The sequence below is a fragment of the Nostoc foliaceum FACHB-393 genome (genome assembly GCF_014698505.1).
Taxonomy (GTDB): domain Bacteria; phylum Cyanobacteriota; class Cyanobacteriia; order Cyanobacteriales; family Nostocaceae; genus Nostoc; species Nostoc foliaceum_A.
Map to the genome: position 1 here is coordinate 123,670 of NZ_JACJTD010000017.1, position 23,579 is coordinate 147,248.

Sequence of the window (23,579 nt, forward strand, 5' to 3'; positions counted from 1 at the left end):
TGAGGAGTGAAGAGTTAAGAGTTAAAAGTTAATGAAATACTCCTAGCTCTTAACTCCTAACTCCTAACTCCTAACTCCTAACTCAAGAATATGGCCAATCTAAAAGCAATACGTGATCGCATTCAGTCGGTCAAAAACACCAAAAAAATCACAGAAGCCATGCGTCTCGTAGCTGCGGCTAGAGTGCGTCGGGCACAAGAACAAGTGCTAGCGACTCGCCCCTTTGCCGATCGCTTGGCACAAGTATTGTATGGTTTACAAAGTCGTCTGCGGTTTGAAGAAGCAAACCTGCCACTACTGAGAAAACGGGAAGTTAAGTCAGTCGGGCTATTGGTAATTTCAGGCGATCGCGGTCTATGCGGCGGCTACAATAATAACGTTATCCGTCGTGCAGAAAACCGCGCCAAAGAAATCAAGGCAGAAGGTTTAAACTATCAATTTGTGTTAGTCGGACGCAAATCTACGCAGTACTTTCAACGCCGCGATCAGCCAATTGATGCTACTTACAGCGGCTTAGAGCAAATCCCTACCGCAGCAGAAGCCAATCAGATTGCCGACCAACTACTTTCCTTGTTCCTTTCGGAAGAAGTAGACCGCATCGAATTAATCTATACCAGATTCCTTTCCTTGGTTAGCTCCCGTCCTGTGGTGCAAACCTTACTGCCCCTCGATCCGCAAGGCCTAGAAGCAGCCGATGATGAAATCTTCCGCTTGACAACCCGTGGCGGTAAATTTGAAGTCGAACGGGAGAAAGTGGCTAGCCAAGTCCGCCCGTTGGCTCCTGACATGATTTTCGAGCAAGATCCAGTGCAGATTCTCGATTCTTTGTTGCCCCTGTATCTAAGTAACCAGCTATTGCGGGCGCTGCAAGAATCTGCGGCTAGTGAGCTAGCAGCGCGGATGACAGCCATGAGTAATGCCAGTGAAAATGCTGGTGAACTGATTAACACTCTTACGCTGTCTTACAACAAAGCCCGACAAGCTGCTATTACCCAAGAACTCCTTGAGGTTGTAGGTGGTGCTGAAGCACTGACTTAGGGTATAGCTAATTATTTATTTGTAGTGCTTTGTAATATATAGCCAATTGCTAATCTTAAAATAATTAGCAATTGGCTATTTTTAGTTAGGACTTACGCAAAATCATGAAAAAACGAACCGCCAAGTACGCCAAGTGCGCCAAGTAATAAGAATTGTAGAGGCTTTTTGCGTAAGTCCTGTTAGTATTTGGGACTTTTAACTAGATGACATTGACGGTATATGGGCCATTATGTACTGAGGTTTATCAACAAACTATACTGTTGTATAGAGCCAAGTTCATATAAAGATACCCTGTGTTTCTCAGCAGCACTGGCATGAACCAAAATTTTTGTCTAGCAACACATTTCAAAAATTGCGTATTATAATTAAATTATGAAGCGCATGGGTCCGTCACGGTTTCGACAGGTTGGCGAACGCTGCTCTGTGATTCAGGTCGAGAGTGAGTCTCCTCTCGAAAATCAAAGGCTCAAACAAAAAGTAAATGCGAATAACATCGTTAACTTTGCTCGTAAGGATGCTCTAGTAGCTGCCTAAACACCTCTTATAGGTTCGAGCGTCTTTAGTTCGACTCCGTTAAGGACTGAAGACCAACCCCCAACGGATGCTCTAGCAAGCGTTCTCTGGTTGGCTTGCTGGCTAAGATTAAATCAGAGCATCCTACGTTCGGGATAATGAACGATTCCCGCCTTGAGGGTCAGAAAGGCTAAACCTGTGAATGAGCGGGGGGTCAATACCCAATTTGGACAGCAGTTCGACTCTGCTCGGATCCACTAAGAATAAATAACAAGTCCACCAAACAGTTTAATGTTTAGGTGGATTTTGTTTTATTACGTTTATTATGCAAAACCGTCCCTCTTTGACGGGTAAGAGGGACAGACTTGAACTAAAGTTCAAAGTAGGGAGAGGTTTATAGAATTCACGTTAATTATTCTGCTCCTGGGGTTGTTTGCGTGTGCTTCCAAACCTCCTTCCCCTTTTTTTAAGTACCCGTCGTAATCGATCTGCACTCAAGTTTACTTGACGCTCAGATGCCAGTTTTTTTGCTAATTGTTTAGAGTTATAAGTTTGTGACTCTTGAGCTAAACAATTTTCTAGATAAACCAAATCTGATTCTGAATATCGGGGTTTTCCTCCTCGGCCAGGAGCATCCCACAGACCTGCTAAACCCATCTTTTCCCAGCGATGAAGGGTTTGACGTACTGTTGAAATCGCCCAGTTCAAACCTTTAGCAATTTGCTCATTTTTTAAGCCGCGAGTATTCAGCAGTAAAACTTGAGCACGATCCTTGGTACGTTGAGGAACATCTTTGGCTTTTCTCAACTCTTCTAAAGTCAGCTTTTCTTCTTTAGTTAGAAAGACTTTTAATCGGCATCCCATAAACAATAACCTTTTGCACAGTCAATTTTTGCTATTTTTATGTCTATTCACGCCTATATACTTGATTACTTACGTATTTAACAACACATTGTAGAAACTTAACTACAAGTATTAAGAATGTCAACGTATAGAAGGCTGGTACGTAAGAAGCCTTGGCTTGAGAACACTATCAATAAGTTGGCGTTGTCCTGATTAATGTTTAAAGTCGATAATAAAGGACTGTATCATTAAAATTATTAGATTACTCGTATGGTTACGGAGTTTTATCGAAACTTTAAAAATTATTTTTACGCTAATTTTCATTTGAATGAGCAGAAAAATATATACAAGCCTAGTTCCTTTTATTCAACTCGCCTCTGGAAGTTTGCTTTGATTATCTCCATAATAAATATCTGCTTTCTCGACTTTATACAAAGTTTATATTTTACGTAACAAGATTCTTGTTTAAGACAAAAATATATTCAATACTCATTGGGAAAAGAAGGTCTAACAGCTTAGTAAATGTGGGTTAGAACGTAGATAAATCTACCTTACTTTTCCTACTTTTCCCACCTTTCCTACTTTTCCCACCTTTCCTACTTGTTTATCAGTGAGGATCTTCAAAAACGAATTTTTTATGACTTTTATCTAAATATATTCTTTTAAGATATTTGTTTTGTGATCGCCTGAGATTTGCGCCACAATTAGAAAGTCTCCTTGTAAACTTGGTATGTCCTTAGCATTTATAAGTCATTCTCAAAAACGAAGGTTACTATAACAGTACTGGATATGTAATATTTTTTTAAGCTTTAATTATAAAATAATATGATGATTATGAACTTTTTGAATTAGGATAAAATTAGATTAATAGCAAAAATAAATACCCAGTAAATTTTTAGGAATTAATTAATATTTAGTATTATTTCTGAGTCATATTTTTTGCTAAAAAACAGCAACAATTGATACAAGTTAAATTTTACAAAAACTGATATTCATTACAACTTAAACAAAAAATAATAGAGACAATGGGTGCAGAAGAAAAACCTGTTAATTTGCGCTCGGAGACGAATAATGGTAGCGATCGCAGAGAACGTTCAGCATCGGTTAACTATACAAACTGTAGAAATTGCCCCTAACACAACAGCGATTCGCTCTCTTGATTGGGATCGCGATCGCTTCGATATCGAATTCGGACTGCAAAACGGCACAACCTACAATTCATATCTAATTAGGGGTGAACAAACAGTTCTGATTGATACTTCTCACCAGAAGTTTCGCGATCTGTATTTAGAGACTCTAAAAGGTCTTGTCAACCCCAAAACAATTGATTACATAATTGTTAGTCACACAGAGCCAGACCATAGCGGCTTGGTAGAAGATGTTCTTCAGTTAGCTCCTAGAGCAACCGTCTTAGCCTCAAAAGTTGCGCTTCAGTTTTTGGAAGGCTTAGTACACGATCCATTTTCTAAGCGGGTTGTCAAAACTGGCGATCGCATAGATATCGGCAAAGGACACGAAATGGAATTCGTGAGTGCGCCTAACCTGCACTGGCCGGATACAATCTTTAGCTTTGACCGCAAAACCCAAATTCTCTACACCTGTGATGCTTTTGGGATGCACTTCTGTGACGATCGCACCTTCGACGAAGATTTAGAAGCGATAGAAGCTGACTTTAGATTTTACTACGACTGCTTGATGGGCCCTAACGCTCGTTCGCTGCTGAATGCGATGAAGCGGATGGGTGATCTTGGGAAGATTAATATTATCGCCAACGGCCACGGCCCATTACTATACCATCATCTAGATGTTTTAACCGGGTGCTACGAAAATTGGAGCCAAAAACAAGCTAAAGCAGAAACAACTGTTGGCTTGTTTTTTGTCTCAGATTATGGGTATGGTGAGCGTCTTGGTCATGCAATTGCCGAAGGTATCCTGAAAACTGGCATTGGAGTAGAAGTACTGGATCTAAGTACTGCTGAGAGCCAAGAAATTCAAGAACTAGCCGGGAGAGCAGCTGGCATCATTATCGGTATGCCTCCAACTACTTCTGCCGCCGCCCAAGCTAGTATTAGTTCGGTGCTAGCTGTCGCCAAGAACAAGCAACTGATTGGGCTGTTTGAATGTTACGGTGGGGATGATGAACCCATTGATACACTCCGCAGACAATTCCTCAACTCTGGCATCAAAGAAGCCTTCCCAGCTATTCGGATTAAAGAGGCTCCCACTGCATCAACATTCCAGTTGTGTGAAGAAGCGGGTAAAGACATTGGACAATTGCTGGTGCGCGATCGCAACATCAAGCAAATCAAGTCCCTCGATGTCAACATGGAAAAGGCATTGGGTCGGATTAGTAGTGGACTGTATATAGTCACTACTAAAAAAGATAATGCCTCAAGCGCAATGCTGGCATCCTGGGTAACGCAAGCCAGTTTGCAACCCTTAGGATTAACAATTGCCGTTGCCAAAGACCGCGCCATTGATTCCTTAATGCAAGTAGGCGATCGTTTCGTCCTCAACGTTTTGGAAGAGGGCAATTATCAAGAACTTAAGAAACACTTTCTCAAGCGCTTGCATCCTGGTGCTGATCGCTTTGCTGGGGTGAAAACTCAAACCGCGAAAAACGGTTCCCCGATTCTAACTGATGCTCTGGCATACATGGAATGTGAAATTCAGAGCAGCATGGAATGCAGCGACCACTGGATTTTATACTGCACCGTCCAAGAAGGGCGTGTCTCCAAAAACGATGGATTGACAGCCGTTCGCCATCGCAAAGTAGGTAATTACTACTAAAAAAGAGGCAAGAGGTAACAGGAAACAGGGGACAGAAAAGAAAACTATCCCCTGTTTCCTATGATCTATACCCTATAACCTATTCTCTGTTCCCTATTCCCTGTTCTCAAACTTTACTCAACAGCTATGACCAATTCCAAGCCACGCGACGTACAAGTTCTACCAATTGCTACCAATACTAAACTTCTGAAAGCACGTAGTTGGTCACGTCTGCGGTTTGAAATTGAATATGCACTTGAAAGAGGTACTACCTCCAATTGCTATTTAATTGAAGCTGATAAAACCGCACTTATCGATCCACCGCCAGAAAGCTTTACCGAAATTTATTTAGACGCATTGCGGCAGACTTTAGATTTGCAACATTTGGATTATATAATCCTGGGTCATTTTAGTCCCAATCGAGTTGCAACCCTCAAAGCAATTTTAGAACTGGCACCACAGGTAACTTTTGTCTGTTCTCTTCCCGGTGCGAACAATTTGCGTGCTGCTTTCCTAGAGCAAGATTTGAAGGTATTGGTGATGCGGGGGAAAGAAACTCTGGATTTAGGCAAGGGTCATGTTTTAAAATTCTTCCCCACACCTAGTCCACGTTGGCCGGAAGGACTTTGTACCTATGATCAGCAAACCCAAATTCTTTACACAGATAAGTTATTTGCAACTCATCTCTGTGGTGATGAAGTGTTTGATGATAACTGGGAAGCGCTCAAAGAAGACCAACGTTACTACTTTAACTGCCTGATGGCTCCCCAAACTCCTCATGTGCAGGCAGCTTTGGAGAAAATATCAGATTTGCAGGTGAGAATGTATGCTGTGGGTCACGGGCCCTTGGTACGCACCGGCTTAATTGAACTTACCAAAGCTTATGGAGAATGGAGCCGTTCTCACAACGATCGCGAGATTTCCGTTGCTCTACTTTACGCTTCAGCTTACGGCAATACGGCGACTTTAGCACAAGCGATCGCTCTGGGACTAACTAAAGGTGGAGTCGCAGTCAAATCAATTAACTGCGAATTTGCTACCCCTGATGAAATTCGCATCAACCTCGCACAGTCAGAGGGTTTTATCATTGGTTCTCCTACTATTGGTGGTCATGCACCAACTCCCATTCATACTGCTTTAGGGATTGTGCTATCAAGCGGTGACAACAGCAAACTCGCTGGAGTCTTTGGATCTTATGGCTGGAGTGGCGAAGCCTTTGACTTAATCGAAGGTAAACTCCGGGATGCTGGATATCGCTTTGGCTTTGAAACACTGAAGGTGAAGTTTAAACCTGATGATGTCACTCTCAAGTTCTGTGAAGAACTAGGTACAGATTTTGCCCAAGCACTGAAAAAAGCTAAAAAGGTACGCGTACCACAACAAGCCGCTACTCCAGTAGAACAGGCTGTTGGTCGGATCGTTGGTTCCGTATGCGTTGTGACAGCGAAACTTGGAGAAGTGTCTACCGCAATGTTAGGCGCTTGGGTTTCTCAAGCCACTTTTAACCCACCTGGAATAACTGTTGCGATCGCCAAAGACCGAGCGATCGAATCCTTGATGTATCCAGGCGGTAAGTTTGCCTTAAATATCTTACCTGAAGGCAATCACCAAGATTACATGAAGCATTTCCGTAAATCTTTCGCGCCTGGGGAAGACCGATTTGCCAACTTTAGTACAGCAGTTGCGGATAACGGCTGTACCGTCCTTACCGATGCATTAGCATATTTGGAATGCTCAGTCAATCAACGTCTGGAATGTGGCGACCATTGGGTTGTGTATGCAACTGTGGACGAAGGTAAATTACTCAAGCCTGATGCTGTTACTGCCATCAACCATCGTAAAACTGGTACTCATTACTAACTCTTTGTAGGTACTCTCCAACTTAAGAGATAAGCCTGTAATCCAACTCTAGCAGCATTTTTGCTACTTAGCTATGTCTGCTAGAGATACAATCAACCGCGCCAGATGTCTGTACATCTGAATAAATCCACCTCTCACTCTCATGTGTCGGTGGATTCATTTTTTTTGCTAGAAACAAGATTTTGAGGTAAGAGTGCGTTCTGCTGGTCAGGGATGTCTGCTAGAAACCATGAGGGAAAATCCTGTATTTAATGCGTTTAGAAATAACAGCAACGGCAGAACTGACGTATCTACATGATAAATTCATACTTTTTTTAGAATAAATTTACACTTATTTAGTGAAGAATTTAGGCAGTGCAAAATATGATTAAGCGGAGGTTATGAAACTTTTAAAATCTGATCTTATCAGTAATTATAATTTTTCATGACTAAGCGAGAAAATTTATTACATTTAGCCAGTGAAAATAAGGAGATATTATTGATTAGGCAAATAGACGCCCAAAGTTTCGAGCTTAAGCCGCTTGGGAAGTACTTGATTGAAGCTGAACTAATTACTCCAGATGAATTAGATACAGCACTCAAGACACAAAAGTTGAGTGGTGAGCAATTGGGAAAAATTTTGGCAATGCATGGTTGTGTTAAGCAGCAAACCATTGAGTACTTCATGTCAAACTTTGTATTGCCAGAGCGATGCAAAATCCTGAAAAACCAGTCTTATTCAGATAATGGTAAGAGAAATTACCTATCTGTAGTTGAGTCAACGAGTTCTACAAAACCAGAAGATGCGATCGCGGCGTTGCAATCATCACATAAATTAAAAGTATATCTTTCTGCCAACAAAACACTCAAATTCCTTCTTGGTGTGGTATTGTGCTTTGCTCTCGTCAGTCTTTTTGCTAATTACAATGTCTACTATCTACCTGACTTTCCTGGGAGAGATACTTTTAGACTTCTATTCGACCTCAACAGCGAGGAAAATATTCCTACAATTTACTCTGGAGGAGCTTTACTATTTTGTTCTATTTTGCTGGAGATCATCTTCCAAGCTCAAAAGTTAGCTAAAAAGAAAGATTTCTGGTCATGGAGAGGATTGTCAATAGTCTTTGCTGGTTTGTCGTTAGACGAATTGATCGGTTTTCATGAAAGACTAACTGCACCATTGCAAAGTGCATTCAATACCAGTGGTTTTCTTTACTACGCTTGGGTGATCGTGGGTGCTATCTTCGTACTCGGATTTTTGCTAGTATTTGGTAAATTTGTCGCTACTCTTCCTAGCAAGACACGACGCTTATTTTTTATTGCTGGAACAATCTACGTAGCAGGTGCAATTGCTACTGAATTGGTAGGCGGATACTACGAATATTACTACACTCAAAGTAGCATGGTTTATGCCTTCATAACGACTATAGAAGAGGTACTAGAGATGGTAGGTATAATTATCTTTATTTATGCGCTATTGTCATACATAAATTGCAATATGAAAGGTATAGATATAGGAGTCCACATTAATAATTTTAGGAAGCAAAACCAGCGGACTTAGCTCAAAACATAGCCCAATACAATCTTTTAACCTTTTGTACTTAAAAAGAGAAACTTTTTGATAACTAGCAACTTGGGTTATTAGAAAAATTATCTTTTTGATTATTGGATGGGCATCTTGCCCGTCCCAGTGTTTTATCGAGATGAAAAGTACACCCAAGAAAATTTTACTTATCTATTAAATTATCAATCTTTAGAAAGACGGTCAAGATTTAATGGTCTTAGATTATACACAATATATCCTTGTATTACAAAACCGTTTATTGTTTTAAAGGCACTCCGACAATACTCTGGTAAATTTCTGAAATGAAGAACTACTGGCTACGATCGCTAAGTTCATAACAGTAAGAGCATCAAGTCAAAGGTTGTTTCTGCCGTGCAACGAAATTTTCATTGCCTCAACACCACACTACCCGATTTACTAACAGGCTACCGAGTTAAGATTCTGGATAGCAATGCGATCGCTTCCAAACATCTTTGCAACAGATGCATCGGCTTTAGGGGCGTACAGATGATGTACGCTTCTACGAACGTATCTGTAGCAGGAATATAGTGAAATGGTATGACTTTTCACAGGATGGGAAATCAGAAAAATGGTGTGTGCGATTTCAGTATTAAAGCGGAAACAACATAAATTTACTTGTTGAAATTCCGCAATTGCCACCAAGACAATTGCAAAAACGCAGTGTAGTCTTTAACTAGAAAAACAGTATCAGGCAGTTGCTAGACAAAATGCCAACTATGGCCACTAAACTTTTATAATATTTCGTTGTTCTTATGACTCCAAAACACACCAAGATTAATTTTCCCCTTTGGCAGTATCTGAACCAGCCCTTATTTAGTCACGATACTAAATTAGTATTGAATCCTCAACGTTTTGCATTGATCTGGCGTCTTCGACTTCTAGAACGCTGCTGGACTAAAGAATGTGATGCCAAAGGGCCTCAACAGCATTAGTACCTTCAAAGCCGTCAAACTAAGCCTCGTCTACAGAACGAGGCTTTTTGCCGTCAAGTAAAGCACTAACAGTCATGTCTCCCATGACATTAATCGCAGTGCGGCAGCGATCCAGAAACCAGTCCACAGTAACTAGCAAAGCTATGTACTGGGTAGGTAAGCCTACAGAAGTGAACACCAGTGTCATCGTTACCAGTCCAGCATTGGGAATATTTGCCGCACCTACAGATGCAAAAATCGAGGTCAGGATGACAATTAACTGCTGTCCCAGACTCAGATGTTGCCCAATCAGTTGGGAAATATACAACGCAGACATTGCTTCATAAAGGGCAGTGCCATCATTATTGAAATTTGCCCCTACTAATGCCCCCAAGGCAGCAGAAGATTCCCTTAAACCGACTTTTGTTTGCAAAACCTCAAAGGTTATGGGCATTGCCGCCGCAGAGGAAGAAGTTGAGAAAGCTGTCAAAAAAGCATCAGAACCGCCAGATAGGAATTTTAGCGGGTGTACCCAAGAACCAAATTTTACTCTGGTGAGGTAGTAGCACGCCTGCAATACCAGCGCTAACAGCACCGCCACGATAAATGCACCCAAAGATTTAAACGGTGCGAATCCTTGCATAGCAACTGTTTTAGCAACAATCCCAAAGACTGCGAAAGGCACTAAGGCAATTACCCAGTTGAGAACGCGGACTACCGCTTCAAACAAAATCCCGATGACATCCTCTATCGGCTGGTATCCTATTTTCCCTTGGGCAATTTGTTCAGATTTTAATCCCCGCAGGACGATACCAAAACTTAGGGCAATAACAATCAGTTGGATGACATTATTATCAACTAATGGCTTGAGTACAGCTTCCGGTACAGCATCTTTGAGTATTCCCCAAGGGTCAAGACTCTGAGGAGTTATTTCTGTAGTTGTTGAGGTGGTTACATTACCCCAAGTCCCCGGACGCAGCACATTCGCTACGAAAAGTCCCACTAATATAGCTACGGTAGTGTTAGTTAAAAGTAGCACTGCTAATCGCCGTCCAGCTGTACCAGGGATATTCGTAGTCATTAAGGTGTGCAGCACTGCTACCAGAATCAGCGGTGTAGCCAAGGCGCGGAGAGCCTTGAGCACCAACTCAGCCGGAATTGCTAAATTGTTGATTAAGGTGGCATTGCTGGGATTGGGATTCCCCGCACCAAGGGCAATTCCAACGCTGACTGCGGCTACTAGGGCGATGAGAATTTGCAATGTGAGAGGGATACGCTGCCACCAAGGGCGAGCTTTGGTTTCAGGCCAAGTAGTACTCTCTTTTTGACTCATTAGTGAGATGCTGATTAACTGCTGTAACTATTAAAACAACACTGATGACAGTGACAATTTCGGAAAAAGAACAGCTTTAATTTTGGGTAAAAACTGCTAATGTAATATTCCGTTGCTTTGCAAAATCTGGCTTGAAAGGGTATACCACAAGGTAGGCCCCTAGAGATATCTTGGCTTGTGGTTGGAGATGCTTATGTCCTTTGTCCCTTTACATATTCACAGTGACTACAGTCTACTTGATGGAGCAAGTCAGCTACCAGAGTTGGTGAATCAAGCGATCGCACTGGGGATGAAAGCGATCGCTCTTACCGATCATGGTGTCATGTATGGAGCCGTTGAACTGATCAAAATCTGCCGTAGTCAAAATATTAAGCCGATTATCGGCAATGAAATGTATGTAATTAACGGCGATATTGAGAAACAAGAACGCCGCCCTAAATATCATCAAGTTGTTTTAGCTAAAAATACCAAAGGTTACAAAAATTTAGTAAAATTAACCACAATTTCTCACCTCAAAGGTGTTCAAGGCAAAGGAATTTTTTCTCGTCCTTGTATTAATAAAGATTTACTCAAAGAATATCATGAAGGCTTGATTGTCACCAGTGCTTGCTTAGGTGGAGAAGTTCCCCAAGCTATTCTCAGTAATAGACCAGATGCAGCCCGGAAAGTTGCTCAGTGGTATAAAGATGTATTTGGTGATGATTATTATTTAGAAATTCAAGATCACGGCTCCCAAGAAGACAGAATTGTTAATGTTGAAATAGTTAAAATTGCTAGAGAGCTAGGCATTAAAATTATTGCCACTAATGATTCTCATTTTATTTCTTGTTTTGATGTTGAAGCCCACGACGCTTTGCTATGTATTCAAACTGGCAAGCTAATTATTGAAGATAAGCGGATGCGTTATAGCGGCACAGAGTATCTCAAATCTGGTGAGGAGATGCAGCAGCTATTTCATGACCATTTGCCGGATGATGTAATTGCCGAAGCGATCGCCACTACTGAAGAAGTGGCCGATAAAGTCGAGCCTTACCATATTATGGGTGAGCCTCAAATTCCTACTCCCCCTATTCCCTCCGGTCATACTGCTGACACTTACGCCGAAGATGTTGCATGGAGCGGACTTTTAGAACGATTAAATCGCAAATCTCGCCAGGAAGTTGATTCCGTCTATAAAGAAAGATTGGAATACGAACTGAAAATGATTCAGCAGATGGGTTTTTCCAAATACTTTTTAGTTGTATGGGACTACATCAAATTTGCTAGGGATAATAATATTCCTGTGGGGCCAGGTAGGGGTTCTGCGGCTGGTTCATTAGTTGCCTATGCAATGCGAATTACCAACATTGATCCTGTACATCATGGATTACTATTCGAGCGCTTTTTGAACCCAGAACGGAAATCTATGCCTGATATTGATACGGATTTCTGTATTGAACAACGGGATAAAGTTATTGAATATGTAACTGAGAAATATGGTGCGGATAGAGTTGCCCAAATTATTACTTTTAACCGTCTAACTTCTAAAGCAGTTTTGAAAGATGTCGCCAGAGTATTAAATATTCCCTACGGGGAAGCTGACAAAATGGCGAAATTAATTCCTGTGGTGCGGGGGAAACCAACGAAACTCAAGGTGATGGTTTCCGATAAAACTCCAGAACCAGAGTTTAAAGAGAAATATGATAAAGAACCCCATGTTCGTCATTGGCTTGATATGGCAATGCGAATTGAAGGAACTAACAAAACTTTTGGTGTTCATGCCGCAGGTGTGGTAATTTCTGCCGATCCACTTGATGAGATTGTGCCGTTACAAAAGAATAATGACGGTTCCGTGATTACCCAGTACTTCATGGAAGACCTGGAATCAATGGGTTTATTGAAAATGGACTTTCTGGGTTTACGGAACCTAACGTTGATTCAAAAAACCGTTGATTTGATTCAAGAAACGAGAGGATATCGGGTTGATCCTGATGAAATTCCCCGCCAAGAAAGAAAAGCCCAGAAGATATTAGCTAAAGGTGAACATAGCAGTTTACCAAAAGATGTCCAAAAAACTTATGAGTTATTAGAAGCCGGTGAGTTAGAAGGGATATTTCAATTAGAATCTTCTGGGATGCGTCAGATAGTGCGAGATTTGAAGCCTTCTAATATAGAAGATATTTCTTCGATTTTGGCACTTTATCGACCGGGGCCATTAGATGCGGGACTGATACCTAAATTTATTAACCGCAAACATGGGCGAGAAAAGATTGATTATCAACACCAAACTCTGGAACCAATATTAGACGAAACCTATGGAATTATGGTCTATCAAGAGCAAATCATGAAAATTGCTCAGGATATGGCTGGATATTCTTTAGGACAAGCTGACTTGCTGCGTCGGGCGATGGGTAAAAAGAAAGTTTCGGAGATGCAAAAGCAGCGAGAAAAATTCGTAGATGGTGCAGCTAAAAATGGTGTTCAGAAAAAAGTTGCAGATGAATTATTTGAGCAAATGTTAAAGTTTGCTGAATATTGTTTAAGCTATGACACGGAAATATTGACAGTAGAATATGGATTACTGCCGATTGGCGAAATTGTAGAAAAAGCCATTGAATGTACAGTATATAGTGTTGATAATAATGGAAATATTTACACGCAGCCTATAGCACAGTGGCACGATCGCGGACAACAAGAGGTGTTTGAATATTGTTTGGAAGATGGTTCATTGATTCGGGCAACAAAAGACCATAAATTTATGACTGTTGATGGTCAAATGTTGCCAATTGATGAAATATTTGAACGGGAATTGGATTTGATGCGGGTAGATGGTTTGCCGCATTGAGAAAAGATGCAGTGAGAGTTGAACATTCTCCGCTTGCTATACGAATGAGAGCTAGAAGACTTTTATAAGTTGATAGTAACGTTAAATTGCCATGTATAGACCAACCGCTTTTCAAGAAGATAATGTTGATAAATTGATCGCCTTTATGAGAGCCAATAGTTTCGCTACGTTGGTATCGATTATAGATGGTGTACCTTATGCTTCACACGTTCCTCTTGTCATTGCAATGCAAGGGGATGCTCTTAAATTAATTGGTCATCTGGCAAAACAAAATCCTCAATCACAAGTTCTTGGTAATGAGTTACTTGCTATTTTTACCGGAGCACACGCTTACATTTCCCCTACTTTATATGAAAGGTATGAAAGTGTACCAACGTGGAACTATATTGCTGTTCACGCATATGGTATTCCCAAAGTCATCATGCTCAATGAATCTCCAGAATCAATGAACCAAATGATCAACGAGATGATAGACACCTACGAAGCTGATTACAAATCGCATTGGCACAGTTTATCTGACGGATTTCGTGAAGGTATGATGAATGGCATTGTAGGTTTTGAAATAACTGTTACACGCTTGGAAGGTAAGTACAAACTTAGTCAAAACCGAAGCCAAGTTGAGCAGCACAATGTGTCAAGTATGCTGCTACAAAGTTCAGATATGGCTGCTCGTGCCGTCGGTGCCGAGATGAAACAAAACCTTGAAGCGAATGAATATTAGTAAAGGCGTTACGTAACAATTTGAGGCATTTGAGCGGAGCGATCGCGTGGTTATGCAACTAAAAAACTATCTCTAGATAGATGGCAAAAAGTTTATTTAAAAAATAAAATCTGCCTTCGCCAACTAGCAACAATGGGTCTGTATATTATGCCCATAGACTAGAAGCATGAGGCTACACTTAGTGACATGATCAAAGGAGATCATGTTTTTATGTTGTTATATGAAGATATTGGTGCTGAATGCCGGTTCGAGCAGCCAAAAGAGTTGTCTGTACAAGATTGCAGATGAGGCTCTCCCCACCCAAGCACCCCAACCCCTTTGGGAAGGGAAAATCAACTGGACTCAAGAACGGGGTGTGGCAGAAATTGAGGTGAAAACTGGCAAGGGTGCAACGCTGCAAGAATCAATCTCTGGTGATTCCCCACAGGCACACCTTACTTATATGCTCCATACGCTTAGTTATGGTACTACCAAAGTAATTGATCAGTTGTCAGAAATCGATGTGGTGGGGCATCGGATAGTACATGGCGGACAGGATTATCGAGATACTGTGATAATTACGGAGGATGTTAAAAATGCGATCACTCGTCTGTCTAACCTTGCTCCAGCACATAATCCAGCCGCTTTGTCAGGTATAGAAGGAATCGAAAAAACTTTAGGAGATGTCCCTCAGGTAGCAGTCTTTGATACCGGATTTCATGCCACTCTACCTGATGCAGCAGCAATCTATCCCGGTCCCTATGAGTGGGTAGAGGAAGGTATTCGCCGCTACGGGTTTCATGGTATCAGCCACCAATACTGTTCTCAACGTGCTGCCCAAATTCTCGGTCAAGATGTTGCGTCTGGGCGATTAATTATCTGTCATTTGGGCAATGGTTGCTCTTTGGCAGCGATTAAAAATGGCCGCAGTATTGATACCACTATGGGATTCACGCCCCTAGAAGGTTTGATGATGGGTAGTCGTTCTGGTTCAGTTGATCCGGGAATTTTGATTTACCTGTTACGGTACTGCAATTACTCCGTCGAAAGGTTGGATCATATATTAAATAAAGCTTCTGGGTTAAAGGGAATTTCGGGTGTATCTAGCGATATGCGTGAGTTGAGAGCAGCGATCGCTCAAGGGAATTCCCGCGCTCAACTGGCATGGGATATCTACGTACATCGCCTGCGTTCTAGTATGGGTGCAATGCTTACTAGTTTGGGTGGATTAGATGCTTTGGTATTTACAGCAGGCGTGGGTGAACATTCCCCGGAAATTCGCCAAGCCGCCTGTGAAGCCTTTGGTTTTTTGGGATTAAAAATAGACTTTGAAAAAAATCAGCAGCAGCCTGTGGATGAAGATATTTCTACACCCGATTCAGCAGTGCGGGTATTAGTTATTCATACTCAAGAAGATTGGGCGATCGCTAAACAGTGTTGGCAACTTTTGAAACAGTAAAAATAGGATTTACGCACTTACCAGAAAAATTTACTTATATACTCATAATGACAGGAACCGATGAATGATTAGTTTCCCAACTCGTGCCCCTATAAAGCTTAAAATGTACTCGGCAAGTTTTGGGGCAATCAGTGATGTAAACGCCAATAATAAGGCATTAACATCATTAAACCTACTAGTAGCAGCAGCAACAACGATAGGGATGAGACAAATCAGCGTCCATGTCAACCAATTTATAAATTTAGAGTTGATAGAGGTACGTCTTTTAAGTTGATTGACAAGTACATAGCGGGTAGTAGCAAATAGTATAGTGAAGCCTATCCACGCAAATATTAATATAATCACATTTGCTGGATACAGATTGTAGGCTACTAAAGCAGCAGTAAAGAGCGAAGCTAGCTCCCAAACTAGCAGATTTAGCTTAGTCCGAAAGCAATTTAGTAGTTGTTCAGTCAGCCAATAATGAGCAGAGATAATTGTTGAGCAGTTGGGATTTTGCATAAAATCCCACTTGATTTTGTGGAATATATCACCATGCAGAAGGACAGTGCTTTGCAAAATAATGTCTTGATCATCATAAGTAGTCGAACTTAATTCAGCCTGCTTATAGTAAGAATTAAAGGTGATTCCAGACTGTAAGCTTGTTTTGCACCGTGCGGTTTTACTCAAAAAGAATTTGATGAGATTGATGATGAAAATAATATAAAAAAAACTACTAACTTTTTGCTCAGTAATTTCTTTTTTATCTCCAGACACAACATTATTGCTGAAACAAACGTAGTACCAAAGAGGAACAATCAGCTTGGGCGGAATGTAGAGAGAAACACCAGTTTTTTGTGCTTGCTGAATCTGTTTTACAACTGTCTCATTTAGATAAAAACTAAACTGTGATTGCTCAACCTTAAGTTCAAAGCGATCGCCCTGAGGAACTTGTAGAAACAGAGAGAGTGCAACATCGGTTTGGTTACCTATTGTTGTTAGATCAGCGTTCATTATCGAGATAAATTTGCGATACTCTGTACCAAACTAATCAAAAAACTAAATGTTCCACGCCACTGTTTTTCCCCAGAAATCACTCCTTGATTATGCGTATTAATGATTAAGTTTTTAGCGTCTTCAGATAAACTAAACAGGTCTTTATTGTAACGTGTGATAATATCTCCATCTAACTGCATAACAGTTTGGGCATAAATTATATCAATGTTGGTACTTGTCACATTACTACTATCAAGTGCAGCTTTAAGTTCATACATTTTACGTAGAGTACGAACAAATCTATCATTATCCAAAAGTTTTTGAATCTCTTTAAAAGTTTCAATCCAATCTTCTTGATTATTTTCATCTTTGTCATCAAGAACGGGAGTTGGAGCAGGTAGTATTGGTTTAGCTAGCTTTACGTTTTCTTGATCGGCTTCAACTAGGTTTGGTTGATATTTTTTCGCGTGTTCAAGCCTCTGACGATATCGTTTTACTCTATCATCTTGAGGATTATAAAAACCTGATCCTTCCTCAAGAAGAAGGTAAAAATATTCTCTTTCAATTTGGTCAAATAGGCTTCTATAACGCTTACGTAGTTCTTCAGCTTGAGAACCTTCTTTTGGAATTCCTTTTGCTTTAAAGTAATCTGGGTCATGTATAGAATAAATTTCTTGATATGCCTCCCAAGCATTAAATTTTGAAGCATTAATCCTATTTACAACCATCGTATTAACTTCTAAGGCTGTAATGTCATCAACTAATGTTTGTACAGATGATACTAAATTGTTTAACAAGCCTCTAGCTTGATTTTCAATATCTTGGGGTTTAGCAGCATTTTGATTGCGATTCTGAATACTATTTCGGTCTTTAATTTGAATATCATTAGACATAGTACCGCCCTCTGATCGTTTATTTATGGCTAAATCTTGGTGTAGCTTTATATTGATAGGTAAAAGCAAATCAACCTAAAGATTAGGCTAGATTGCTGTCGGTGTTTTAGCTTAAATGGGTAATTAATAAAAAATACTTAAAGTTCGGACTTTTTGCGATATTTCACGATTTCCATAAAAAACCCATACAACTTCTCCACGCTTTCTATATTTTTTTGAATGATTTCCCGACTGTCTTTAACTTGAGTTAAATGAAATTCTCGAATTTCTTTATATGGACCACTATCAGTAAATTGACTACCAATTTCATTTTGTATATCGCCATTAACAAGATTAATTCGGGTATATATCCGATTACCTGGTTTGGGAGATTCTATCTCATTTTTTGGCTGATCAGATGACTCTGCTACCCAAGTAGTGATTTTTAAATCAATGACTTCAACAATTACTGTTTTAATAGCATCAATAATTTCGTCAATATCTAGTCCTTTTTTATCAGCATTAAGATTAGTAACTATTGTTTTAAAAACATTATCTTTTGTCTGAAGGGATAAACCATTATTTTCCAAGTTGTTCGTAGCTACACTATCTAGCATAAGATTAAAGAGTTGAGAGGTCTAATTGCGAACAAAATCTTATTTTAAATCAAGTTGCAAATTTTACTACTTTTACTTAATAAAACTAAGTAATATCAGAGGAAATTAATAAGTTAAGAACTTGTTGTTCAAAAAAAAATAAAACTGGATTTATAGGAACTAATTTCATCTCACAAAAGAAAAAATTACTAGATGCTTCAAATAAGCAAGTGTAAATTATATTCTATTGTACTTAGGAAATAAAAGTATAGTATAGCACTAAACATTTTATGCACAGTTTGCCGATCTAGCTGTTTTCGGTTTCTCTTGAGAAAAGATAGGCTTATTCACTGTTGGTCTTTGTTAAAGGGTAGGCTAGCAGCTTGATGGATGCTCTTCTATGTAAGCTACTGTGACTATATAGCTGAGTAATCTTACAAGAAGTATATTATATACAATGAATTGCTTCTACCTGGGAAGACAAGGAAAATATGTTGTTGTCGCGTAAAGCCATTGCTACACCTTTTATAATTTGTTTATGTATTTTAGGAGTTGGCTTGATTCAATTCCCCCAATTACAAAAACTGATAAAGAGCAAACAATCTGCCTCTTTAGAAACTCTAGAAAAAGAAATAAAATCTGAAAAACTCCGTCTTAGCTTTCTCAAAAAAATGCCTAGTTTTGGTTATGATAACTTCATTGCAGATTTGGTATATCTCAATTTTTTACAGTATTTCGGTGATGACGAAGTTCGGGATAAAACAGGTTACAGTTTAAGTCCAGAATATTTTGAAGTCATTCTAGAACGTGACCCGCGATTTTTAGCAGCATATCGCGGTCTTTCTGTTAGTACTTCATTATATGCCGCTATGCCAGAACGTGCGATCACAATATCAGAGAAAGGCTTAAAATCTCTATCTCCCTCAGTTCCCGAAAAGTCTTATTACATCTGGCGTTATAAAGGAATTGATGAGTTATTATTTTTAGGCAATGCTGAAGCTGCCAAACAGTCTTTTGCAACGGCGGCAAACTGGGCTAGTAAATTTTCAGATGCAGAGAGTCAGCTTATAGCTAATACTTCCCAAAGAACTGCGGAATTTCTGAGTCGAAATCCTAGCAGTAAATATGCCCAAATTTCTACTTGGTCAATGGTTTTAAATAATCAATTTGATGAAAGAACTCGGAAACGAGCAATTAGGGAAATTGAAGCTTTGGGAGGAAAAATAATTACAACTCCTGAAGGTACTAATAAAATTGTATTTCCCCCAAAAGATTAAGCATTGGGCAAATGAAAAATGATGTTTTTTGGTATGATGGTAAATTAATTCATTCCCAAACCCTAGAATTAAACATTAACGATCCGGGGTTACTTTATGGGGCAACTGTTTTTACAACATTGCGGGTTTATGAGAACTCGCTAGATAGTAATTTAACTAATTGGCAAGCACACTGCGATCGCTTACTCTTCTCAATACAATCTTTTAGTTGGCAGCAACCCAATTGGAAGCGTCTGCGTCAAGGTGCCCAAATTCTCCTCGCACACTTTCCCGTTCTCAGAATTACCCTTTTTCCCGATGGACGGGAGTGGATAACTGGCAGATTCTTACCACAAAATTTGACAGAAAAACAAAATAATGGTGTTATATGCGCCGTTGCTAGTTCAGAATTTTATCGCTCTCTCCCCTCTCATAAAACTGGAAACTATTTGAGTGCTTGGTTGGCAAGAACTAGTTTAGATGCCGAAGAGGCAATATTAGTTGATGCGCAAGGAAATTGGCTAGAAACCAGCACAGGCAACCTTTGGGGATGGTGCGATCGCAGTTGGTGGACACCACCAAAAAAAGCAGGAATTTTACCGGGAATTTTGCGATCGCAACTTGTAAACTGGTTACAAAACCACCAACAGCCAGTGCGGGAAGAACCTTGGACGGTGGAGCTATTCCAGAGATTTGAAGCGATCGCCTACACTAATAGTGTGGTAGAAATTATTCCCGTTCATACCGTTCATCAGCCTTCAGGGTCGCTACAATATAATCCCTACCATCAGAGTTTTCAGCTAATAAGGGAGCTTTTTTTAGCATGACAGTCACGCCAAATTTGTTATATCTTAAGATAAGTTAACATAATTCTTAATAATGACCTCTCCGAACAGAGACGCTACGCGATGGCGCGAAAAATACAGGAGGATAGACCTTAGTGAATAAAAGATGGAGAAATGCAGGGCTGTACGCGCTGCTGTTTATTGTCGTCATTGCGCTGGGAACAGCATTTTTTGACAAACAACCCCAAAGCAGAGAGACATGGCGATATAGTCGGTTTATTCAAGAAGTTCAACAAGGCAGAGTAGAAAAAGTCAGTTTGAGTGCAGACCGTTCTACAGCATTGGTTACACCCAAATATGACCCAGCTAAACGGATTGTTACCTTAGTCAACGATCCAGACCTGATCAATACTCTGACTTCAAAAGGCGTTGATATTTCTGTATTGCCGCAAACCGATGAAGGATTTTGGTTTAAGGCACTAAGCAGCTTATTTTTCCCTGTATTGCTTTTGGTTGGCTTATTCTTCTTACTACGTCGCGCTCAAAGTGGCCCAGGTAGCCAAGCAATGAACTTTGGCAAATCCAAAGCCAGAGTACAAATGGAACCACAAACTCAGGTGACATTTGGCGATGTCGCTGGTATTGACCAAGCCAAGTTGGAATTAAACGAAGTCGTAGACTTTCTGAAAAACGCCGATCGCTTTACCGCCGTTGGTGCAAAAATTCCTAAAGGTGTGCTATTAGTTGGGCCTCCTGGTACAGGTAAAACCCTCCTAGCTCGTGCTGTAGCAGGTGAAGCAGGTGTACCGTTCTTCTCAATCTCCGGTTCAGAATTTGTAGAAATGTTCGTAGGTGTGGGTGCATCCCGCGTCCGCGATTTATTTGAACAAGCTAAGACTAATGCTCCTTGTATCGTCTTCATCGATGAAATTGACGCTGTAGGTCGTCAACGGGGTGCAGGTTTAGGTGGTGGTAACGATGAGCGGGAACAAACCCTCAACCAGTTGCTTACAGAAATGGATGGCTTTGAAGGTAATACTGGCATCATCATTATTGCCGCTACCAACCGTCCTGATGTCCTAGATGCAGCCTTATTGCGTCCTGGTCGCTTTGACCGTCAAGTTGTGGTAGACCGTCCCGACTATGCCGGACGCAGCGAAATTCTCAAGGTACATGCCCGTGGCAAAACCTTGGCGAAAGATGTGGATTTGGATAAAATCGCCCGTCGTACCCCTGGATTTACTGGCGCAGATTTATCCAACCTGCTGAATGAAGCCGCAATTCTGGCAGCACGCCGGAATTTGACTGAAATTTCGATGGATGAAATCAACGACGCAATTGATCGCGTATTAGCTGGCCCAGAGAAGAAAGACCGGGTAATGAGCGAAAAGCGCAAAACCTTGGTGGCTTATCACGAAGCTGGTCACGCTTTAGTTGGTGCATTGATGCCAGACTACGATCCTGTGCAGAAGATTAGCATCATCCCTCGTGGTCGCGCAGGTGGTTTAACTTGGTTTACCCCCAGCGAAGACCGCATGGACACTGGTTTGTACAGCCGCGCTTATCTTGAAAATCAGATGGCTGTGGCTTTGGGTGGTCGAATTGCTGAAGAATTAATCTTTGGTGAAGAAGAAGTTACCACTGGTGCTTCTAATGACTTGCAGCAAGTAGCACGGGTTGCGCGTCAGATGATTACCCGATTTGGCATGAGCGATCGCTTAGGCCCAGTCGCCCTTGGTCGTCAGCAAGGTAACATGTTCCTTGGACGGGATATCATGTCAGAGCGGGATTTCTCTGAAGAAACCGCTGCCGCCATTGATGAAGAAGTCCGTAAACTTGTGGATGTAGCCTATACACGCGCTAAAGAAGTGTTGGTAGGCAACCGCCATATTTTAGATCAGATAGCTCAAATGCTGGTTGATAAAGAAACGGTAGATGCTGAAGAGTTGCAAGAAATTCTGTCGAATAACGATGTGACAACCGCTGCCTTTGCCTAATTTAATCAATAGTTAGGAGTTACAAACAATTCCTAACTCCTAATTGTCAATAAAAGCCCGGTCATGAAGACTGGGCTTTTAATATGGGGTTATATACCCCGGAGGTTTCGTTATAGAGTTTCAGTATAAATCGCTTGTCTGATAGAGACTACCACCTGAGCATAATCAATTCCGGAAAATTAGAAAAATTTTTCTTTGGCTACTAGAGGTGGGTTTGGGAATTGGCATAGAACGAAGAATATATCAGGGTATCACGCGAGAGTGGCTGTACATAACCGTTTAATAACGCCGGAAGAACGTATCCAAATATTGGCACAAAGGTTACGTGAACTCGGTGTAGTTCCTGATTCTCCCTCGTCAGTTAGGGTAAAAATCCTCCTGTTAACATCTTCCATAACTAGCAACTTGGATTATTTAGTGAAAATTAGAAATCAGGATAATTCTGAGATTTTACAGAATTAACCTGATTGTTTTGAATGCAAAAGTATCCATGCATTCTCTGTAGCACCCCTTATAGCGATCAAAAGTGTTCTCCTATAGCTATAGCTTTCCGAATCTTGGCATAACTAACGTCAAAAGTGACTCGATACTTAACCAGCCGCCTATCTTAAACTCTGGATGTCGGTTTCAAAAATAGCCACGCCACAAAGAACGTCGCAGCTGTGAATAGTTGCGTTAAATCCAAAGCAGATAGATAGCCATCTGCAAATGAAGCAATACTGCGATCGGTAATGCCAAATACCCAGGATGATAATCCAAACAGCCAAATCCCATTTTTGAGATTTCCGACGAATTCTTTAGAGTCTGATGGTTTTTGGTCTTTCATGATCTTCTGTCCCGTTGGTGAGAAATTTGATGATTGATGTGAAATACCTGCCATTAAGAATTTTTTCTGACTCCTGACGCTGAATTTACACTTTCTATTAATAATATTAATAAATATTTCACCTACTTGACTTATCTACCAATAGGTACATCTCCTAATCTTGACATTACCCCTTTGGTTTTGCCACCTCCGATAGACGGCAATACGTTGAGTTCTCAGCTTTACAGGGTCGGGTTTGAATGCTGAGATTACAATATCTTTAAATAACTATATAAATATTTATTGATATTTTATATAAAACCCTCTATAGAACCCATTTGACATCTAAGAAGGTGCAGCAAGCCTCTTAACCATCAACCGAATAAAACAAAGATTAACCTTGGCAGTCGCATTCGCTAAAGTTCTCTCAAAGTTCTTGACGAGGATTTTGCATCTTTCCATCCAAGCATTTGACCGCT

The 23,579-nt window shown here is 40.6% G+C and carries 19 protein-coding genes and 1 other RNA gene; 14 read left to right on the top strand and 6 right to left on the bottom strand.

Going from position 1 to position 23,579, the window contains the following annotated elements; all coding sequences use genetic code 11:
• The first annotated feature begins 90 nt into the window (after positions 1-90).
• Together H6G92_RS16180 and ssrA are read left to right on the top strand one after the other, a co-directional pair.
• Complete coding sequence (locus tag H6G92_RS16180) at positions 91-1,038, top strand: F0F1 ATP synthase subunit gamma (RefSeq protein ID WP_012411167.1); 948 nt, start codon at positions 91-93, stop codon at positions 1,036-1,038.
• A 383-nt stretch (positions 1,039-1,421) separates the two neighbouring features.
• Positions 1,422-1,811, top strand: a transfer-messenger RNA (tmRNA) gene (gene ssrA / locus H6G92_RS16185).
• A gap of 148 nt (positions 1,812-1,959) precedes the next feature.
• On the opposite strand, the gene H6G92_RS16190 is transcribed toward ssrA, so the two are convergent.
• Positions 1,960-2,415, bottom strand: coding sequence for a helix-turn-helix domain-containing protein (locus tag H6G92_RS16190; RefSeq protein WP_190894670.1), 456 nt, complete (start codon positions 2,413-2,415; stop codon positions 1,960-1,962).
• 1,050 nt (positions 2,416-3,465) lie between these two features.
• On the opposite strand from H6G92_RS16190, the gene H6G92_RS16195 reads away from it, so the two are divergent.
• The 5 genes from H6G92_RS16195 (at position 3,466) to H6G92_RS39495 (ending at position 9,519) form a co-directional block, all read left to right on the top strand.
• Entirely contained in the window at positions 3,466-5,184 is a 1,719-nt protein-coding gene (locus tag H6G92_RS16195; protein WP_190894693.1) for a diflavin flavoprotein, read from the top strand.
• 126 nt (positions 5,185-5,310) lie between these two features.
• A complete protein-coding gene (locus H6G92_RS16200; RefSeq protein WP_190894671.1) occupies positions 5,311-7,023 on the top strand; it encodes a diflavin flavoprotein in 1,713 nt (570 codons plus the stop codon).
• A 424-nt stretch (positions 7,024-7,447) separates the two neighbouring features.
• Positions 7,448-8,563, top strand: a complete 1,116-nt coding sequence (locus tag H6G92_RS16205) for a hypothetical protein (protein ID WP_242059159.1) — start codon at positions 7,448-7,450, stop codon at positions 8,561-8,563.
• A gap of 375 nt (positions 8,564-8,938) precedes the next feature.
• The gene (locus H6G92_RS16210; protein WP_190894672.1) at positions 8,939-9,115 is read left to right on the top strand and encodes a hypothetical protein; all 177 of its coding nucleotides are present in this window, start codon (positions 8,939-8,941) and stop codon (positions 9,113-9,115) included.
• A 224-nt stretch (positions 9,116-9,339) separates the two neighbouring features.
• On the top strand, positions 9,340-9,519 hold the full coding sequence (locus tag H6G92_RS39495) for a hypothetical protein (protein ID WP_230966875.1): 180 nt from the start codon (positions 9,340-9,342) through the stop codon (positions 9,517-9,519).
• A 19-nt stretch (positions 9,520-9,538) separates the two neighbouring features.
• Here the strand turns inward: H6G92_RS39495 and H6G92_RS16215 are convergent, their stop codons facing one another.
• Positions 9,539-10,831: a dicarboxylate/amino acid:cation symporter gene (locus H6G92_RS16215; RefSeq protein WP_190894673.1), complete on the bottom strand. Its 1,293-nt coding sequence runs from the start codon at positions 10,829-10,831 to the stop codon at positions 9,539-9,541.
• Positions 10,832-11,024: 193 nt separating this feature from the next.
• Between H6G92_RS16215 and H6G92_RS16220 the strand changes: the two genes are divergently transcribed.
• From H6G92_RS16220 to H6G92_RS16230, 3 genes are all read left to right on the top strand, one after another.
• A complete protein-coding gene (locus tag H6G92_RS16220) occupies positions 11,025-13,655 on the top strand; it encodes a DNA polymerase III subunit alpha (protein WP_190894674.1) in 2,631 nt (876 codons plus the stop codon).
• Positions 13,656-13,746: 91 nt separating this feature from the next.
• Positions 13,747-14,376 (top strand): FMN-binding negative transcriptional regulator, encoded by a 630-nt coding sequence (locus H6G92_RS16225; protein WP_190894675.1) that lies wholly within the window; start codon positions 13,747-13,749, stop codon positions 14,374-14,376.
• 220 nt (positions 14,377-14,596) lie between these two features.
• Entirely contained in the window at positions 14,597-15,814 is a 1,218-nt protein-coding gene (locus H6G92_RS16230; RefSeq protein WP_190894676.1) for an acetate kinase, read from the top strand.
• 42 nt (positions 15,815-15,856) lie between these two features.
• Here H6G92_RS16230 and H6G92_RS16235 read toward each other — a convergent pair whose 3' ends face one another.
• The 3 genes from H6G92_RS16235 to H6G92_RS16245 form a co-directional block, all read right to left on the bottom strand.
• On the bottom strand, positions 15,857-16,807 hold the full coding sequence (locus H6G92_RS16235; protein WP_190894677.1) for a hypothetical protein: 951 nt from the start codon (positions 16,805-16,807) through the stop codon (positions 15,857-15,859).
• Positions 16,807-17,682, bottom strand: a complete 876-nt coding sequence (locus tag H6G92_RS16240; RefSeq protein ID WP_190894678.1) for a hypothetical protein — start codon at positions 17,680-17,682, stop codon at positions 16,807-16,809. Before H6G92_RS16240 ends, H6G92_RS16235 begins: the two co-directional genes overlap by 1 nt.
• A 137-nt stretch (positions 17,683-17,819) precedes the next feature.
• Complete coding sequence (locus tag H6G92_RS16245; RefSeq protein WP_190894679.1) at positions 17,820-18,278, bottom strand: hypothetical protein; 459 nt, start codon at positions 18,276-18,278, stop codon at positions 17,820-17,822.
• Between the two features lie 470 nt (positions 18,279-18,748).
• Between H6G92_RS16245 and H6G92_RS16250 the strand changes: the two genes are divergently transcribed.
• The 4 genes from H6G92_RS16250 (at position 18,749) to H6G92_RS16265 (ending at position 22,757) form a co-directional block, all read left to right on the top strand.
• Positions 18,749-19,534, top strand: coding sequence for a hypothetical protein (locus H6G92_RS16250; protein ID WP_190894680.1), 786 nt, complete (start codon positions 18,749-18,751; stop codon positions 19,532-19,534).
• Positions 19,535-19,545: 11 nt separating this feature from the next.
• The gene (locus H6G92_RS16255; RefSeq protein WP_190894681.1) at positions 19,546-20,340 is read left to right on the top strand and encodes an aminotransferase class IV; all 795 of its coding nucleotides are present in this window, start codon (positions 19,546-19,548) and stop codon (positions 20,338-20,340) included.
• A gap of 113 nt (positions 20,341-20,453) precedes the next feature.
• Positions 20,454-22,295, top strand: a complete 1,842-nt coding sequence (ftsH3, locus tag H6G92_RS16260; RefSeq protein WP_190729958.1) for an ATP-dependent zinc metalloprotease FtsH3 — start codon at positions 20,454-20,456, stop codon at positions 22,293-22,295.
• A 261-nt stretch (positions 22,296-22,556) separates the two neighbouring features.
• Positions 22,557-22,757, top strand: a complete 201-nt coding sequence (locus tag H6G92_RS16265) for a hypothetical protein (RefSeq protein ID WP_190894682.1) — start codon at positions 22,557-22,559, stop codon at positions 22,755-22,757.
• Positions 22,758-22,902: 145 nt separating this feature from the next.
• On the opposite strand, the gene H6G92_RS16270 is transcribed toward H6G92_RS16265, so the two are convergent.
• Positions 22,903-23,121: a hypothetical protein gene (locus tag H6G92_RS16270; protein ID WP_094330884.1), complete on the bottom strand. Its 219-nt coding sequence runs from the start codon at positions 23,119-23,121 to the stop codon at positions 22,903-22,905.
• Positions 23,122-23,579 lie beyond the last annotated feature (458 nt).

What these genes read in the sequence shown, in the direction of transcription:
- H6G92_RS16180 (WP_012411167.1), top strand. Translation starts at nt 91, where the DNA reads ATGGCCAATCTAAAAGCAATACGTGATCGCATTCAGTCGGTCAAAAAC.
- H6G92_RS16190 (WP_190894670.1), bottom strand. Translation starts at nt 2,415, where the DNA reads ATGGGATGCCGATTAAAAGTCTTTCTAACTAAAGAAGAAAAGCTGACT.
- H6G92_RS16195 (WP_190894693.1), top strand. Translation starts at nt 3,466, where the DNA reads ATGGTAGCGATCGCAGAGAACGTTCAGCATCGGTTAACTATACAAACT.
- H6G92_RS16200 (WP_190894671.1), top strand. Translation starts at nt 5,311, where the DNA reads ATGACCAATTCCAAGCCACGCGACGTACAAGTTCTACCAATTGCTACC.
- H6G92_RS16205 (WP_242059159.1), top strand. Translation starts at nt 7,448, where the DNA reads ATGACTAAGCGAGAAAATTTATTACATTTAGCCAGTGAAAATAAGGAG.
- H6G92_RS39495 (WP_230966875.1), top strand. Translation starts at nt 9,340, where the DNA reads ATGACTCCAAAACACACCAAGATTAATTTTCCCCTTTGGCAGTATCTG.
- H6G92_RS16215 (WP_190894673.1), bottom strand. Translation starts at nt 10,831, where the DNA reads ATGAGTCAAAAAGAGAGTACTACTTGGCCTGAAACCAAAGCTCGCCCT.
- H6G92_RS16220 (WP_190894674.1), top strand. Translation starts at nt 11,025, where the DNA reads ATGTCCTTTGTCCCTTTACATATTCACAGTGACTACAGTCTACTTGAT.
- H6G92_RS16225 (WP_190894675.1), top strand. Translation starts at nt 13,747, where the DNA reads ATGTATAGACCAACCGCTTTTCAAGAAGATAATGTTGATAAATTGATC.
- H6G92_RS16230 (WP_190894676.1), top strand. Translation starts at nt 14,597, where the DNA reads ATGAAGATATTGGTGCTGAATGCCGGTTCGAGCAGCCAAAAGAGTTGT.
- H6G92_RS16235 (WP_190894677.1), bottom strand. Translation starts at nt 16,807, where the DNA reads ATGAACGCTGATCTAACAACAATAGGTAACCAAACCGATGTTGCACTC.
- H6G92_RS16240 (WP_190894678.1), bottom strand. Translation starts at nt 17,682, where the DNA reads ATGTCTAATGATATTCAAATTAAAGACCGAAATAGTATTCAGAATCGC.
- H6G92_RS16245 (WP_190894679.1), bottom strand. Translation starts at nt 18,278, where the DNA reads ATGCTAGATAGTGTAGCTACGAACAACTTGGAAAATAATGGTTTATCC.
- H6G92_RS16250 (WP_190894680.1), top strand. Translation starts at nt 18,749, where the DNA reads ATGTTGTTGTCGCGTAAAGCCATTGCTACACCTTTTATAATTTGTTTA.
- H6G92_RS16255 (WP_190894681.1), top strand. Translation starts at nt 19,546, where the DNA reads ATGAAAAATGATGTTTTTTGGTATGATGGTAAATTAATTCATTCCCAA.
- H6G92_RS16270 (WP_094330884.1), bottom strand. Translation starts at nt 23,121, where the DNA reads ATGAAAGACCAAAAACCATCAGACTCTAAAGAATTCGTCGGAAATCTC.